Annotated in this window: 13 protein-coding genes and 1 pseudogene; 8 read left to right on the top strand and 6 right to left on the bottom strand. The window is 61.6% G+C overall.

Features of this window, described 5'->3' with window-relative positions; all coding sequences use genetic code 11:
- Positions 1 to 48 precede the first annotated feature (48 nt).
- The 4 genes from KKP04_RS09435 to KKP04_RS09420 all read right to left on the bottom strand — a co-directional run bounded on the left by KKP04_RS09435 (position 49) and on the right by KKP04_RS09420 (position 5,605).
- A complete protein-coding gene (locus tag KKP04_RS09435; RefSeq protein ID WP_215029938.1) occupies positions 49 to 1,419 on the bottom strand; it encodes an extensin family protein in 1,371 nt (456 codons plus the stop codon).
- Between the two features lie 149 nt (positions 1,420 to 1,568).
- Complete coding sequence (glcF, locus tag KKP04_RS09430) at positions 1,569 to 2,927, bottom strand: glycolate oxidase subunit GlcF (protein WP_215029935.1); 1,359 nt, start codon at positions 2,925 to 2,927, stop codon at positions 1,569 to 1,571.
- A 4-nt stretch (positions 2,928 to 2,931) separates the two neighbouring features.
- A complete protein-coding gene (locus KKP04_RS09425; protein ID WP_215029932.1) occupies positions 2,932 to 4,155 on the bottom strand; it encodes an FAD-binding protein in 1,224 nt (407 codons plus the stop codon).
- Positions 4,148 to 5,605, bottom strand: a complete 1,458-nt coding sequence (locus KKP04_RS09420) for an FAD-linked oxidase C-terminal domain-containing protein (protein WP_215029929.1) — start codon at positions 5,603 to 5,605, stop codon at positions 4,148 to 4,150. Before KKP04_RS09420 ends, KKP04_RS09425 begins: the two co-directional genes overlap by 8 nt.
- A 212-nt stretch (positions 5,606 to 5,817) precedes the next feature.
- Between KKP04_RS09420 and KKP04_RS09415 the strand changes: the two genes are divergently transcribed.
- The 4 genes and pseudogenes from KKP04_RS09415 to KKP04_RS09405 all read left to right on the top strand — a co-directional run bounded on the left by KKP04_RS09415 (position 5,818) and on the right by KKP04_RS09405 (position 10,269).
- The gene (locus KKP04_RS09415; RefSeq protein ID WP_215029925.1) at positions 5,818 to 6,780 is read left to right on the top strand and encodes a LysR family transcriptional regulator; all 963 of its coding nucleotides are present in this window, start codon (positions 5,818 to 5,820) and stop codon (positions 6,778 to 6,780) included.
- Between the two features lie 511 nt (positions 6,781 to 7,291).
- Complete coding sequence (gene dctP / locus KKP04_RS09410) at positions 7,292 to 8,305, top strand: TRAP transporter substrate-binding protein DctP (protein ID WP_215029922.1); 1,014 nt, start codon at positions 7,292 to 7,294, stop codon at positions 8,303 to 8,305.
- A pseudogene (locus KKP04_RS15740) lies at positions 8,305 to 8,820 on the top strand (TRAP transporter small permease); the annotation flags it as partial. The gene dctP and the pseudogene KKP04_RS15740, both read left to right, overlap by 1 nt.
- Before the next feature lie 84 nt (positions 8,821 to 8,904).
- Complete coding sequence (locus KKP04_RS09405) at positions 8,905 to 10,269, top strand: TRAP transporter large permease (protein WP_251134020.1); 1,365 nt, start codon at positions 8,905 to 8,907, stop codon at positions 10,267 to 10,269.
- 159 nt (positions 10,270 to 10,428) lie between these two features.
- On the opposite strand, the gene KKP04_RS09400 is transcribed toward KKP04_RS09405, so the two are convergent.
- Positions 10,429 to 11,298, bottom strand: a complete 870-nt coding sequence (locus KKP04_RS09400; RefSeq protein ID WP_215029916.1) for an outer membrane protein — start codon at positions 11,296 to 11,298, stop codon at positions 10,429 to 10,431.
- A 300-nt stretch (positions 11,299 to 11,598) separates the two neighbouring features.
- Positions 11,599 to 11,856 carry a hypothetical protein gene (locus tag KKP04_RS09395; RefSeq protein WP_215029913.1) on the bottom strand — a complete coding sequence of 86 codons (258 nt, stop codon included), beginning with the start codon at positions 11,854 to 11,856 and terminating at the stop codon, positions 11,599 to 11,601.
- 507 nt (positions 11,857 to 12,363) lie between these two features.
- On the opposite strand from KKP04_RS09395, the gene lepB reads away from it, so the two are divergent.
- The 4 genes from lepB (at position 12,364) to recO (ending at position 15,747) form a co-directional block, all read left to right on the top strand.
- Positions 12,364 to 13,158: a signal peptidase I gene (gene lepB, locus KKP04_RS09390; RefSeq protein ID WP_215030268.1), complete on the top strand. Its 795-nt coding sequence runs from the start codon at positions 12,364 to 12,366 to the stop codon at positions 13,156 to 13,158.
- A gap of 1 nt (position 13,159) precedes the next feature.
- Complete coding sequence (gene rnc / locus KKP04_RS09385; protein ID WP_215029910.1) at positions 13,160 to 13,870, top strand: ribonuclease III; 711 nt, start codon at positions 13,160 to 13,162, stop codon at positions 13,868 to 13,870.
- A 91-nt stretch (positions 13,871 to 13,961) separates the two neighbouring features.
- Positions 13,962 to 14,954, top strand: a complete 993-nt coding sequence (era, locus tag KKP04_RS09380; protein ID WP_371818756.1) for a GTPase Era — start codon at positions 13,962 to 13,964, stop codon at positions 14,952 to 14,954.
- 67 nt (positions 14,955 to 15,021) lie between these two features.
- On the top strand, positions 15,022 to 15,747 hold the full coding sequence (gene recO / locus KKP04_RS09375; protein ID WP_215029907.1) for a DNA repair protein RecO: 726 nt from the start codon (positions 15,022 to 15,024) through the stop codon (positions 15,745 to 15,747).
- The last annotated feature ends 154 nt before the right edge of the window (positions 15,748 to 15,901 follow it).

Raw genomic sequence — 15,901 nt, 5'->3', positions numbered from 1 at the left:
CGCCATCTGGCCTGCGCCGCGACTTCGCGTTTTCGCGGCTTTTTCCCGCTAAAAGCGGAGGCCGAAAGGCAACCTCGCACGACGCCTGATCGGTTTGCGCCGGATTTCGACCGCCTTTCGCGCGCGCGGCTTTTCGCCCGTCTTTTCTGTAATGGTTTTCGGGGTTACCGCCTCGCCCGCGGCTGGCGGAACCGGTGGGAGCGGCGGCCCGTATACGACCGGCGGTTCTTTCGACGGCGACACGCTGACGGGAACAGGCGTTGCCGCCTGCTTCGCGGCCAGCGCCGCCGCCTTGCGCTGCGCCTCCCTCGCGCGCGCCTGCTCGCCGGTGAAATCGCAAAGCGGCGTGCGTCGCTCCGTCATGTCCAGATGGAAGTGGTTGCCGTGCGCCTCGTTCGCCTCCGGCCCGAGCGTGGTGCCGAAGATGCGGCATGCGCCCGCGTGGATTTCGCGCAGGAACGTTGCGCGCTCGTCGCCCGAATCCCAATGCTCCTTCAGCACGATCTTCTCGCCGCGCGCGGTGACGAATGAGCCGATGTCGAGCGCGTTCGCATAGGCGTGCTGGCTGATCCGCTGCGAGAAGCCGCCATTGCGCGAGCGGCAATCATAGCCGGACATCGCGCCGACGCGCACTACCGTTGCGTTCAGATGCTCCTTCGCCTTCGGCTGCACCACCTCGGCAAACCAGCGCCGCATCGCTTCGCCGAGCTTGCAGGTGATCGTCGGCGCGGGTGCGAAGACGGCAGCCGGGCCGATCTTGTCTTCGAGCGCCTTCAGCCGAATGGGAGCCGGCGTGCCGCAAGCGCCCTCGCGCAGCGGGTCGAGCCGGTCATGGACGACGCCCAGCGTGGGAAGACGCCAGTCGCAATCGCGCCGCGCGGCTTCGATTTCGGCTTGCGTCCAGACGACCGGCGGGGGTGGCGGGCCATGGATTTCGGCGGGTTTCGATGGCGCTTCGGGCGTGGAGATCGCGAGCGACGGCGCGGGCGGCACCTGCACGACCGGCACGGCGCTCTTCGGCGTAACCGCTGCCGTGGCCTCGGGCAGTGCCGGGGGCTTTGGAGGCTTCAGCGGCTCCGAGGCCGCGCTCGAAGTCGCCTCGGACGGGGCGAGCGGAAACGCAGGAAGCGGCAGCCGCTCGCGTGGCGCGGCGACGGACGGCACGGGCGGAGTGGTGCCACCGGCGCCCCGCGTTTTTCCTTGCGGCTCCTGCTTTTTCGCCGGATGTCGGGAACGCCTGTGCCTGTAGATGCGCTGTCTGCGGCGCACGTCCACCACCATCGAAGTTGGCGCCTTTATCGCCTCGAAGGCGCCGCTCGGGACAGCCGAAACAGGGACCGCCAGAAAGCATGGCAGCGCGACCGCCGAGGCGCCCGCGAGAATGACAGTCCATCGGGTGCGCCCCGCCTTGACGTGCATGCCTGATCATCCGAAGCGGTTGAACAAAAACCTGAAGCGACCTTAATGAAGAGGCGCCTGTTTTGCGATGAGATCCCGCTCTCGAAGCGAGTTTTGCGTTTTATGGCAGGCGATACGCCGAGACGGCCAAGCTTCCTTTTGAGTTCGCCCTACGCAAGCTCGCCTTCCGCTTCGATGCTTTCCCCTTCGCGCGGCAGCGGTCGGACGCGGCTTTCGAGATGCTTCAGCGGCTCGGGGCACGGCCCGCCATAGGCCCAGTCCAGCAGTTCTACGGTATGCACGATGGGGAACGGTCCCGAAAGCTGGCTGATGCAGCCGACATTGCCGCTCACGACGACATCGGGCTTCACGCTCGCGATGGCTTGAAGCTTGCGCTCCCTGAGTTCCTTGGCAAGGTCCGGCTGAAGCATGTTGTAGGTGCCCGCCGAGCCGCAACAGATGTGCCCCTCCGGGATTTCGACAACGGTGAAGCCCGCATTTCGCAAGAGTTGGCGCGGCTCCTCGATCACGCGCTGACCATGGTGCAGCGAGCAGGATGACTGATAAGCGACACGGATATCGCTCCAGCCGACGGGCGCGTCGATCTTCTGCGAGGCCGCGAACTCGGAGACATCCTTCGCGAGGCTCGAAACATAGCGCGCCTTGTCGGCGTAGGCCGGATCGTCGGCGAACAGATGCGCGTAGTCTTTCACGGTCGAGCCGCAGCCGGACGCGTTGATGACGATCGCGTCGATCGGTCCGTTCTTGCGGGCATCGTGCCACAGGTCGATGTTGGCCTTGGCCAGCGCCTTCGCCTCGGCTTCCTTGCCCATATGCAGCGTGAGCGAGCCGCAACAGCCCTCGCCCTCGGAAAGCACCACGTCGTAACCGATGTGATTGATGAACCTCACGGTCGAGTCGTTGATGTTCGGTTTCAGCACGCGCTGCACGCAGCCCCTCAACATGAGGACGCGGCCACGGCGCGGCTTCTGCGTCTTCACTGTCTCGGCGCGTGTATAGACGCCGCTCTTGACGCGGCCGCGTGGGGCGAGGTTGAGCATCGCCCCGAGGGTCTTGAAGCGCGAGCGCATCAGGAGCCGCCGGAAGGGAAGCGCGAGGAAAACGCCGCCGAGCGCGGCGCGGAACCGCTTCGGATAAGGCAGCACCGCGCGGATCAGCTTGCGGATCGCCTCGTCTCCCGGCGCTCGGGTGGAGGATGTCTCGATGATCTGGCGCGCGTAGTCGGACAGGTGCCGATAGTCCACGCCGCTCGGGCATGTCGTCATGCAGGAATAGCAGGACAGGCAGCGATCGATATGCGGGCGTATCTGTTTCGGGGTGGCCTTGCCTTCGAGCATGGTCTTGATGAGATAGATGCGCCCGCGAGGGCTGTCGCGTTCGTCGCCAAGCATGAGGTATGTCGGGCATGTCGCGATGCAGAACCCGCAATGGACGCATTTGCGCAGGATGGCGTCGGCCTCCTTCATGCGGGGGTCGCGAAGCTGCGCAAGCGTGAAGTTCGTTTCCATGCGCTCAGACTCCGGCGTACATCCGACCGGGGTTCAGAATCCCCGCCGGATCGAACGACTTCTTCAGCGCGCGCACAAGGTTCATCTTCGCGACCGGCTGGGGGTGGAAAACCTCGATGCCCGAGCGCACCGAACGGGGCGCGCGCATGAGCATCGAATCCGCGTTGTATTCGGCGAGCACGCGGCGCACGTCGGTCACGCTCGCGTCGGCGGAGGGCGGCAGTTCGAGCCAGAGGAGGCCGCCCGACCATTCATAGGCGGCGCGGAGGTCCAGGAAGGCGGACAGCGCCCGCACGACGGGCGCGGCCTTGGACGGCGCGACCGAAATCCGCCAGAGCGGCCGGTCGAACTGCGCCGAGAGAAAGGCCAGGGAGCGAACATCCGCCCACAAGTAACGCGACCGCTCGTGATCGAGTTCGTAGGACTCGCCGAAAGGCGACAGGAGACGCCGCAGCCTTTCCACGCGGTGCGCGAGGCTCTGCGGGCTCCCCTCAAGCCTGAGCGCGGTGAGAGCGGTCTTTGCGGGCGCAATTTCGGGATCGGCGAGCCGCGCGACCAGCGAACCGTGAAGATGGATCGTGCCGGAAAGCTCGTAGGGCGTGCCCATGGCGGCGCTCATCACGCCGACGGCGGCCTCGTCGGCGAGCCCGACAAAAAACACCGTGCGCGCTTCCGGCGCTTTCGGCAGCACCTTGAAGGTCAGTTCGGTGATCACCGCGAGCGTCCCCCACGAGCAGCACAGGCCCCGCGTGAGGTCTACTCCGGTCACGTTCTTCATGACACGCCCGCCTGTGTTGATGGTCTCGCCCTCTCCATTGATGGCGCGCAGGCCGAGCAGATAATCGCGCGCCGCGCCTCTGAGAATGCGGCGAGGTCCGGAAATGTTCATGGCCGCGACCGCGCCCAGGCTCGCCGCCATGAAATCCGGGCCGTAGATGCGGGAAAGGTCGGCCGGTTCGAAGGCAAGTTCCTGATTTTTCCGGGCGAGCGTGGCTTCGAGTTCGTGAAGCGGCGTACCGGCCCGAGCGCGAACGACAAGTTCCGACGGCTCGTAGAAGGTGATGCCGCCGAGCTTCGCGGTCGAAACCACGGCGGCACAATTCGCCGGGCGGCCCGCCTCGCGCTTGGAGCGAAAGCCGCACACCTCGACCGGCATCGCCGACGCTCGCGCGGCTTTGATGAAATCGGTGAGTTCCGCCTCGGTAGTCGGCATGGTGACGTCAGGCATGTGAGCGGGCCTCGGCGGCGAAACGCTCCTGAAGATCGAGAGGGAAGACCTTGCCGTAATTCAGGAGCCATTGAGGATCGAAGGCCGCCTTGACGCGCATCTGCTGGAGAAGATCGGCTTCGGAATACTGATAGCGCATCAACTCCCGCTTTTCGATACCGACTCCATGCTCGCCGGTGAGACAGCCGCCCGCGTCGACGCAGAGTTTCAGGATTTCGGCCCCGCATTGCTCCGCGATCACTTTTTCATGTTCGTCGTTCGCGTTGTACATGATCATCGGATGGAGATTTCCGTCGCCGGCATGGAAGATGTTCGCGACCCGGAGGCCATGCCCGGTGCCGATGCACTCCACCTGTTTCAGCACCTCGGCGAGCTTTCCAAGCGGGATGACGCCATCCATGCACAAATAATCCGCGACGCGTCCGACCGCTCCGAAGGCTGCCTTGCGCCCTTTCCAGATGGCCGCCGATTGGGCTTCGCCTTGGCTGACGCGCAGTGTCTTCGGGTTGAAGCGGCTTGCGATCTCCCCGACGCGCCCGATCTGGTCCTCGATCTCGGCGGGCGAGCCTTCCACTTCCACGATCAGCATGGCCTCGACGTCGAGAGGGTAACCCGCTTTCGCGAATTCTTCGCAGATGCGAATGGCCGGCTTGTCCATGAATTCAAGCGCCACCGGAATAAGGCCGTCGGCGATGATGGCCGCAACGCAAGCGCCCGCGGACTCAGCGGAATCGAAGCCGATCAACATGGGGCGCGCGCCTTCCGCCTGTGGAAGGATGCGGACGGTCGCCTCGGTCACGATGCCGAACTGCCCTTCGGAGCCGGTCGCGAGACCGAGAAAATCGTAGCCCTGGCCGTCGAGGAAATCGCCGCCCAGTTCCACCACCTCGCCGTCGATCAGGACCATCTTCAGCTTGAGGATATTGTTGGTCGTGACGCCATACTTCAGACAGTGCGCACCGCCGGAATTCATCGCGATGTTGCCGCCGATCGTGCATGCAAGCTGGCTCGACGGGTCCGGCGCGTAAAAGAACCGCGCATGAGCCACGGCATTCGATATGGCAAGGTTCGTTATACCCGCTTCAACGGTTGCCGTTCGGTCGGGGAAATTCACGTCGAGCACCCGGTTCATGCGGGACAGTCCGATCACCACGGCGTCTCCCGTCGGTATCGCACCGCCGGAAAGCGAGGTACCCGCTCCGCGTGCGACCAATTTGACGCAGTTCTCGAAGCAAAACCTTGCGATAGAAACAACCTCGCTCGTCGATCTCGGCAGAACCACTGCCATTGGCGAGGTTCTGTATGCGGTAAGCGCGTCCGTTTCGAAGGCGCGAAGCCCCGCGTCGTCGCTAACAAGCGTTCCGCTTCCCACGGCCGCGGACAGCCCCGATATGATCGCTTGCCTTCGGCTCAAGGTGCGGAGATCTTCTTTTGGCATGATGACGGACATGACATAAACCCTTTACGACCAACCCGCCTATCGCTGCGGGCAGAAAATAACTACACTCCCCCGACAATGCCGGATTATCTACGCAATTGAACATTATCTTTTGTTGCACGGCACTGAAGGACTTGACAGGAGCCCAAGCTGGCCAATTATAACGATCCCATGTGTGTAACAAATAGACAAGATTGTATACAAAGTGACAGAGGAGGGGTTTTGTGACTTCGATTGCAGACCTCGAGATTTTTGCTCGAGTCGTGACCGCCGGAAGCATGTCAGCCGCCGGCCGAGAACTCGACCTTTCTCCCGCTGTCGTCAGCAAGCGCATCAGCCATCTCGAAACGCGCCTTGGAACGAGACTTTTTCATCGTACCACACGCCAGCTACAATTGACCGAAACAGGACGCGGTTTCTATGAGCGCGTCGTTCAAATCCTTGCGACGGTGCAGGAAGCCGAAGAGTTCGTGTCTTCCGGGCATCAGCGCGCGGGCGGCTCGCTCAAGATTACCGCGCCGACCGGGTTCAGCAGGCTGCATATCGCACCATATCTTGGCCAGTTCCTGAAGCAGTATCCCGACCTCAGCATCGAGATCATCGCCACCGATCATTTCCTCGACATCGTCCGCGAAGGCATCGACGTGGCCATCCGCATTTCCGAACTGGACGACTCGAGCCTCGTGGCGAAAAAGCTGGCGCCTTGCCGCAGGCTGTTCGTGGCGACGCCCGAGTATCTGAGGGAGCATGGCACCCCGAAGACGCTCGCCGATCTGACGAAGCACAAGATCCTGGTCGAAAACAACGTAACATGGCGCGTGCAGGGGCCGGAGGGAGATGTTTCGCTCAAGCTTTCCGGCGAAATCAAGACGAATTCGAGCGAGATCGTTCATCAGGCGCTCGTGACGAATTGCGGCATCGCTCTCAGGGCGACGTGGCAGATCCGCGACGAGCTGCTTTCGAAGAAGCTCATTCATGTCCTTCCCCAGTACCGCGAAGCGCCAGGCGTCGCCGTTTATGCCGTTTACCCCGACAAACAGTACATCCCGACGCGCCTTCGCGTGTTCGTGGATTTCCTCGCGTCCATCTATGGGCCGGCGCCTTACTGGGACGAGGGGCTGGAACTTGGCGGACGTCCCGCGAAGAAAAATAGTTTTCTGAACGCTCAAGCCGCCGCCGACGCTTGATCCCTGCCTGATATCGCGGCCGCGAGCGTTGCAATTTGCCTTCGCGGCGACGCCCGACACCGGACGCACGGCGATATGGGCAGGTGCTTGAGAGGCCGGCAGCCTCTTCAGCACAACCTCGCTTCCTCCTCGATAGGCTTCCGTAGCCCGGGCTATTATGACGCCCTGGCGCAAAAGCGATGTTTTCAACATCGCTTTCTCCCTTAGATTGTTAAGGAAAACCGGGATCAACCCGCATGCGGATTTGCTGGTTAATAAATGGTTAACTAACACTGGGCATAAACGTCACACCCCTTGACCTGCCCCCTCCCCAATGCCGCCGCAACGCAGCAAAAGCGCGCAAAAAAGAGCAACAAAGCTCGTTACTTCGTATGTTTTGTATTTTCGAACAACTTCATTGCATACAATTTAGACAAAAGTCTAGGCTGGCAATGATTCCCTTCCCGCGGCGGCCGGATGCTATAAGAAAGCGGACGGAACGACCCTCCCTGACAAAAAATTGGAGAACGCCATGATTTCGAGACGGGCATTCATCGGCGGCGCCGCCCTTTCCATTGCCGCGCCTGGGCTGCTTCGGGCGCAAGGCGTCCGCACGCTCAAGATTTCACATCAATTCCCGGGCGGAACCATCGATCAGGGGGATTTCCGTGATCGCCTTGTGCGGCGTTTTGCTGCCGAGGTCGAAAAGCGCACGAACGGCGCGCTGAAGTTCGAAATCTATCCCGGCTCGTCTCTCATGAAGACGTTCGCGCAGTTTGCTGCGCTGCGCAAAGGTGCGCTCGACTTTTCGCTCTATCCGGCCCCCTACGCCGGCGGCGAGATTCACGCCATGAACCTCGGCCTGATGCCGCTGCTGGTCACCTCCTACGAGCAGGGCGCGAAGTGGAAGGACGCCCCTATCGGCAAGTCCCTTTCCACGATCGCCGAATCCAAAGGCGTCAAGTTCATCACCTGGGTGTGGCAGGCCGGCGGGGCAGCGGCTCTCAAGAAGCCGATCCGCGTTCCGGAGGACGTGAAAGGCCTCAAGATTCGTGGTGGCAGCCGCGAGTTCGACCGCATGCTGACGGCGGCGGGCGCGCAGGTTTCCACCATGCCGTCGAACGAAATCTACCTCGGCATGCAGACGGGCGCCCTCGATGCGGCGCTGACCTCGTCCACCAGCCTCATGTCTTTCCGCCTCGAAGAACTGTGCAACACGGTTACGACAGCAAGAACCGGCGCGATCTGGTTCATGTTGGAGCCGCTTCTGATGTCGAAGGACATCTTCGACTCGCTGCCTGCCGATCAGCAGAAGATTATCGTAGACGTCGGTCAGGAAATGGAATGGTTCGGCACCGCCGAAGCGAAGAAGGACGACGAGGCGCTTGGAAAGCTTTATCAGAGCCTCAACAAGTCCGTGGTCGACCTGGCGCCTGAGGATCTTGCCGCCTGGAGGAAGATTGCGGAGGAAACGGCTTGGAAGGACTTCGCGTCCAAGTCCACCGAAGCGGCCGAACTTCTCGCCAGTGCACGATCGATCTCCTGATGTCGGCAGGTGAATTCAGCTCTGACGCGATCCTGGGTGACGACCAGGATTTGCGTCTTGTCGGCGAAGGCGTCCTTAAGGGCGCCTTTCGTCGCTTTGTCGACGTTCTTTTCAACCTCTCTGCAATCGCCCTCGCCGTTTCCGCTTTCCTGCTCGCCGGTTGCATCATCGCCGCGAATGCGCTTGGCAACAGTGTCGTCTGGCAGGACGAAATGGAGATCTATCTGATCGGCGGCGCTGTTTTCCTCTCGGCTGCGGGGGTGCAGGCCCGACGCGGCCATATCGGCATCGAGTTGTTCGGCTCGCTCCTTTCGGCGCGCTGGAGGGTTCGCCGCGACGTGTTTATCGACTCTGTTTCCCTCCTGTTCGTGGGTTTCATCGCCTGGAAGTCGGGCATTCTCCTGCACGAAGCGTGGGTTGAGGATATCACATCGCACTCGTCCTGGGGGCCGCCCATGTGGATCCCCTACGCCGTGATGACGCTGGGCTTCGCGGTGTTGGCGCTGCAACTCGCGGTTCAGGTCGGCGAACGCTCGATCATCATGCTGGTGATCGCGGTCGCGAGCTTGCTGGCGCTCATCCTCTGGCAACGCCCGGTCATGCCGCTTCTGTCGGGCTATTCCCCCGCCACGATCGGCATCGTCTATTGCGCAGCCACGCTCATCATAATGTTCACAGGCATCCCCATCGCGTTCGCGCTGGGTGTGGTCGCGACGATCTTCATGTTCCTTTTCATGCCGAGGGCGTCGGTCGACACCATTGCGCAGAATGTTTATGAGGAACTCGCGAGCGTCGTCATCCTTGCAATCCCGCTCTTCATTCTTCAAGGCGCCGCGATCGGGCGATCCGACGCGGGCAGGGATCTCTATTCTGCGCTTCACGCCTGGCTCCACAAGATCCCGGGCGGTCTCGGCGTGGCGAACACTCTCGCCTGCGGGATTTTCGCCGCCATGTCCGGCTCTTCTCCCGCGACATGCTCTGCCATCGGCTCGGCTGGCATCCCCGAGATGCGCAAGCGCGGCTATTCCGCCGGTCTGGCGTCCGGCATCATCGCCGCAGGCGGCACGCTCGGCATCCTGATCCCGCCTTCGGTGACCATGCTGCTCTACGCCGTCGCCGCGGAAGTGTCGATCGGCAAGCTGTTTCTCGCGGGTGTCGGGCCAGGCATTCTGCTGATCGTGCTTTTCGCCGGCTACGCCTCGTGGCGTTACAGCTTCGACAAGCGCAGGGCGAGGGCAGCGTCGGCGCGGGGCGAAGTTATCGATAACGCCTCTATCCTGCAGGAGCATCACTATACCCTCGCACAAAAGTTCGCGATGCTGGGATGGGTTGCGCCTTTTATCTTCATCATTTCCGGAACCATGTTCGTGCTGTATTCGGGCTACGCCACAGCCTCGGAGACAGCGGCGGTCGGCGCCGTGCTGGCGCTGCTCGTGATTGCGATCATGTATGGCGTGTGGCGACCGAAACGGGTCATGCCGATCCTTTCGGGGACGATGCGGGAAAGCTCGATGCTGCTCCTGATCATCGGCTTCTCGCTGCTGTTCTCCTACGTGATGAGCTATCTGCACATCTCCCAGAGCGCTGCGATGTGGCTGATGTCCCTCGGGCTGTCGAAGTGGGCACTATTGACAGCGATCCTCCTGTTCCTCGTGGTTCTCGGGTTCTTCCTGCCGCCGGTTTCCATCATTCTGATGACGGCTCCGATCATCCTGCCGCCGCTCAGAGAGGCGGGCTTCGATCTGATCTGGTTCGGCGCCATCATGACAATCGTGATGGAAATGGGGCTAATCCATCCGCCGGTCGGGCTGAACCTGTTCGTAATCAAGAGTATCGCCCCGGATATTCCGCTCTCGACAGTGATGTGGGGCACGCTGCCTTTCGTGTTCCTGATGGCTGTCGGCATCGTGCTGATCTGCTTCTTCCCGGAGATCGCGATGTTCCTGCCGAACCTTCTCAGTTGACGTCCCGCTTCGCCTGAAACGCTTCCGGCGTTTCAGGCAAGGAGGGCGACATGATTTCAAAAGCGGAGGCCTTCGGTCTCCGCTTTTTTGCGTCATGAACAAAGATGAGCGACGATGCATCCTGCTTTGCGCTCACCCGCGACCAAGACAGGTGCGGTGCTATTTCAACGGAACATAAGCGGCCGGCGAAGACACAAAGCGATAGTTGAAACCGAGCTTAACGGTGTCGGCTGTCACGTTGTCCTTGAACACCTTCCAGTTATTGTCGGTGTTCCAGTTCCAGTTGTTGTCGTCGAGGCTGAAATCGAAGTGGAGGTATTCAACCTTCATCGTCCAATTCGGGTTGAACTGGTACTCCAGACCACCGCCAGCGGTCCAGCCGGTGAGGGTGTTGTCAAAGCTCCGGTTATAGTACGCCGTATTGGTAAAGGCAGGCGTGTCCACGTCCGTTGTGATGGCGGCGCGCACCTTGAGATCGGTCGCCAGCCAGGCGAAACCGCCCTTCAGATACAGAAGCGTGTTGCCCCAGGCGTAGCCGAGGCGACCGGTCACGTCGCCGTACATGCCGCCTTGCGATTTCACATTCACGAGCGCCAGATTGTCGATGCCGGCGGGATCAAGGGCGTTGTAAGTCGTTGCCGCGAAAGTGCGCTCGCTGTTGCCCTGAAGACCGCCGATATCCACTTCGATACCGAGCACGAAGTTGCCGCCCGTCTGCCAGTTGTAGCCAAACTGGCCGCCACCAAAAGCACCGGTTGTATTCAGTCCGTTGCCGCCGAAAGTGCCATAATTAAAGGGAAGATCGGCATCGCCGTCCCAGTAGGTATTCCGCCGGGTGTCGATATTCGTCCATGCCGCGCCGAGATGGCCACCGACGTAAAACCCGGTCCATGTGGGCGCCGGTACAATGATGGGCGCATCCTTGTAACCGCCATAGCCGCCGCTATAGATATCCGCCGCGTTCGCAGAACCGATCATCACAAGCGTACCTAATGCGAACGCACTCGCCCGCATAACACTAACAGACATAACCCTCACTCCTATCCCGCCTAGATTGCATGACATGATTACGCTACACTCTCTGAGTGTTTACATGGACAGCAGTTAAACTCAAGATAGCGATAGCGAGTGATACACGTTTTGCGGGCGCCTGTTGGGTGCGGTTTGGGTTGAAGATGTTTGAAATCAAAGGGTTGCGTGCGGGTGGAGAGGCCGACCTGTTGATTCCGTGCAACAGGGCCAAGCCGGATTTTTTGGAGAGACGCTTCCTTAACACATTAAAAAAAAGACCGGCGTTTTGCGCCGGTCCTACCATCTTTTTCGCCGAGCCTACTTCAGGGGCACAGCGGCGACAGCGTAGTCGCCGCCGAAGTTCCAGTTGAGACGCGCCGTGACGGTCCAGAAGTCGAGGTCGTCCTTCCGGCCGTAGCGCCAGTAGTGACCCTCGTCGTTGTAAACGTCCCAGGTGCGGTTGTTCGCGTTCTCGAAGTTGTAATACAGGCCGAGGACGCCGAAGCTCACATTCGAGCCGAGGAAGTTGAAGAGGCCGAACGTGCCCGGCTTGAAATCGATGCCGCCACCGACCACCCAACGCGAAGTTCTTGTCGTCGTCGCGGCGGTGAACGTTGTAGGTGTGGCTCACCACATTATCACCGAAGCCGCTCGTCCAGCCATCGCGCGCTCCTTATGCCAAGGACCGTCATCGTCGTACCAGCGATTCTTGTTGTTGTTGTCGAGGAAGGCGCCGCCGACTTTGCCGCCGATATAGAAGCCCGTCCATAATTCGATTCAACGCAAGATTGCGCACGTTAAGTTTATCCACCATTGCGCGCATACAACAATCCGTACGTGTGTAACTGCGGAATATGGCAGTAAATGCAGCCAGTGGTGGTATGCGGTTTACTCGGCGGTCGAATACGGCGGACGCGCCGCGTATCGAGCCATCGCGCCGTTCTTGCTTTCGGCGCGACATCGGCTATATCAGGCCCTGAGCGGGCTCACCCATAATCAGCGGCGATCTGGCGTTGAAACGCGCTCATCCCCTTTTGTTCTCGCGCATGCGCCGCGGGTGCGCCAGACTTGAACCGGACCGGAATGATGAGCGTGAAAACCGACGTGACCCAGGAAAAGGAAAAGAAGGAGAGCGGTGCATTCGATCTCGCGGTGGTCCTTCTTCAGGCAATCGCCATAGCAATCGTGATCCGCATCTTCCTTTTTCAGCCCTTCAATATTCCCTCCGGCTCCATGATTCCGACGCTGCTCGTCGGCGATTATCTGTTTGTCTCGAAATATAGCTACGGCTACAGCAAATACTCGTTCCCCTTCGGCGCCGGGATGTTCAGCGGGCGGGTTCTTGCATCCGATCCCGAGCGTGGCGACGTCATCGTCTTCAAGACGCCGCGCGATAACTCCACCGATTACATCAAGCGCCTCGTCGGGCTGCCGGGCGATCGCATTCAGCTGATTGGCGGCCTTCTCTACATCAATGGCGAGGCCGTGAAGCGCGAGCGCGCGCCCGATGTGGTGATGGACACGAAATGCGGGCCGAACCAGACGGTGCATCAGTATCGCGAGACGCTGCCCAGCGGACGCAGCTATCTGACGCAGAAGCTTTCGGAAACCTGCCGTCTCGGCCGCTTCGGCGCGGCTGACGATACGGAGGTGTTCGTCGTGCCGCCGCAGCAATATTTCTTCCTCGGCGACAATCGCGACGATTCCGCCGACAGCCGCTTTTTCGACGGAAACGGCATCGGCTACGTGCCATCGGAAAATCTCGTAGGCCGCGCTCGTGTGTTATTCTTCTCCATTGACGAGTCCGCGACGTGGTTCGCCCCATGGCGCTGGCCCCTTGAGATCCGCTGGTCGCGGATCGGAACCGTGATTCACTGAATTGCCTGTCAGGAAACCATGCATCGAGGAGCTTGAAGCCTCCCTCGGTTATCAATTCACGGAAAAGGGTCTTCTCGCGGAGGCCCTCACCCATTCGAGTGCGCGCAGCGAAAAGGGCGGCCGCGACAATGAGCGGCTGGAGTTTCTCGGCGACCGCGTGCTCGGCCTTTCCATCGCCGCGCTGCTGTTCGAGCGCTTCCCCAAGGCGCGCGAAGTCGAACTCGCCCGGCATTTCAATGCGCTCGTGTGCAGGACGACATGCGCCGAGGTCGCGCTGAAGCTTGAACTCGGTCCCTATCTCGTCATGGCGCCGAGCGAGGCGCGGTCCGGCGGGCGGAAGAAGGACGTGATCCTCGCCGATGCCGTGGAGGCGCTGCTCGGAGCAATTTCCGTCGACGGCGGTTTTGCTGCTGCGGCAACCGTCGTGCATCGCCATTGGGAGCCGTTCATCGCTTCGAGCGAGCCGCCGGCGCCGGATGCAAAGACGGCGCTTCAGGAATTCGCACAGAGCCAGAAGCGTGGCTTGCCGGATTATCAGGAGGTGGAGCGTTCCGGGGCCGATCACGCGCCGAGCTTTACGGTCGAGGTCAAGGTGCGGGGATTGAAGCCGGAGCGCGGCACCGGCTCATCGCTCAAGAAGGCACAGCAGGCCGCGGCGGAAGCGCTCCTCAAGCGCGAAGGCGTCGGGCAAACGGAACAGGAAAATGCCTGAGACAAGGAAGAACAAGGCCGACGCGCTCCCGGACGCCGAGAACGACGAAGCGGCCGGAGACGCACCCGCCACGGAAGAGCATCACACCCAAATCCCTGAGTATGAGCGCAGGCGTCTGCCCGAAGAGGATGGCGGACCAGTGTCCGCTGCGTTGGCGGCAGAGAGCGGAACGCGACATGCGCCCGGCGCGGGCAGCCGGTGCGGCTTCGCTGCGGTGATCGGCGCACCGAACGCGGGCAAATCCACCCTCGTCAATGCGCTCGTCGGCGCGAAAGTGTCCATCGTCACGCACAAGGCGCAGACGACGCGCACGCGCGTTCGCGGCATTGCGCTCAATGGCGAAGCACAGATCGTGCTCGTCGACACGCCGGGCATCTTCGCGCCGAAGCGTCGGCTCGACCGGGCGATGGTGGAGACCGCGTGGACTGAAGCGCGCGAGGCCGATGTCGCCGTGCTGGTGGTAGACGCGGCGCGCGGCTTCGACGACACCGTCGATCCCATCGTGAACGAGGCGGCAAACCTCAAGATCCCGCTCATCCTGGCGCTGAACAAGGTGGACAAGATCCACAAGGAGAAGTTGCTTGCGCTTGCGGGCGAGGCATCCGACCGGCTCAAGCTCGACAGTCTGTTCATGATCTCGGCGCTATCGGGCGACGGCGTGGAAGATCTGCGCGCCTTCCTCGCCGCGCGCATGCCCTACGGTCCGTGGCTCTTCCCCGAGGACCAGATTGCGGACGCGCCGCTGCGGCAGTGGGCGGCCGAAATCACGCGCGAGAAGATGTTCATCCGCCTGCACGAGGAAATTCCGTATTCTTCCACCGTCGAGACGACGAGCTGGAAAACCGTTCGCAAGGGCGCCGTGCGCATCGAGCAGACGATTTTCGTGGAGCGGGAAAGTCAACGCAAGATCGTGCTCGGCGCCAAGGGGCAGGCGATCAAGCATATCTCCATGGAAGCGCGCAAGGAAATCGAGGAGGCCATCGAGACGCCGGTCCATCTCTTTCTGTTCGTGAAGGTGCGCGAGAATTGGGCCGACGATCCCGAACGCTATCGCGAGATGGGCCTCGATTTTCCGAAGAAATGACGCATGGTGCCGCTCTGGAACGCTGCTTGCTCTGCTTTGACGACTGACAGCGGCGAGGCGCATAACCATGAGATGGGCTGACGACGGCATCTTTCTCGCGGGGCGCCCGCATGGCGAGACAAGCGTTATCGCCGACATTTTCACGCGCGCAAATGGCCGCGCCAAGGGGCTTGTGAAGGGCGGCCGTTCGCGCCGACTTCGGCCGCTCCTGCAAACGGGGAATACGCTCGGCGTCGAATGGCGCGCCCGTCTCGACGATCAGCTCGGCGTCTACACCGTCGAACTCGCGCGGGCCACGGCGGCGAATGCCCTCGACAATCCGTCCGCGCTCGCGGGCATGACGGCGCTGGCCGCGCTCTTGCAGGTGCTGGCGGAACGCGATCCGCACCCGGCTCTGTACGACGCGGCACAGGAATGCCTTGCGCAGGCTTCCGAGGCGGCTTTTCCGGCCGCCTTCATCCGCTTCGAACTGCGCTTTCTGAACGAACTCGGCTTCGGCCTCAATCTTGCGACGTGCGCCGCGACCGGGCGCACGGACGACCTCATCTACGTTTCGCCGAAATCGGGGCAGGCCGTCTGTCGCGAAGCGGGCGAACCTTATGCGGACCGCCTTCTTCCATTGCCTGCCTTTCTTGCGAATGGAGCGAGCGCGACCGCTCTGCCGGACGCGGAGGTGGAAGCAGGGTTGCAACTCACCGGCCATTTTCTGGCGACGCATGTCTTTGCCGAAAGCGGCAGGCCGTTGCCCGTTGCGCGGGAAGAGTTCGCGCGCGCGCTCCGTCGCAGGCCATGAGGCAACGGGCAACGCAAGCAACCGCGGCACCACGCAGCGAGACCGTTAGCGGTGTTCTCAGACCATGGGATCAGCGTTTTGGCTGGCGGCATAGGCCCAAGGCATGAGTTCATCGATTTTGCGCATCGGCCAGCCGTTGACGAGGCGTGAGAGA

Origin of the sequence: Rhodomicrobium sp. Az07 (genome assembly GCF_018619475.1) — a bacterium.
Classification (GTDB): Bacteria; Pseudomonadota; Alphaproteobacteria; order Rhizobiales; family Rhodomicrobiaceae; genus Rhodomicrobium.
The sequence above is the reverse complement of the archived record's forward strand: the minus strand, read 5'-3'. Positions and strand labels throughout refer to the sequence as shown.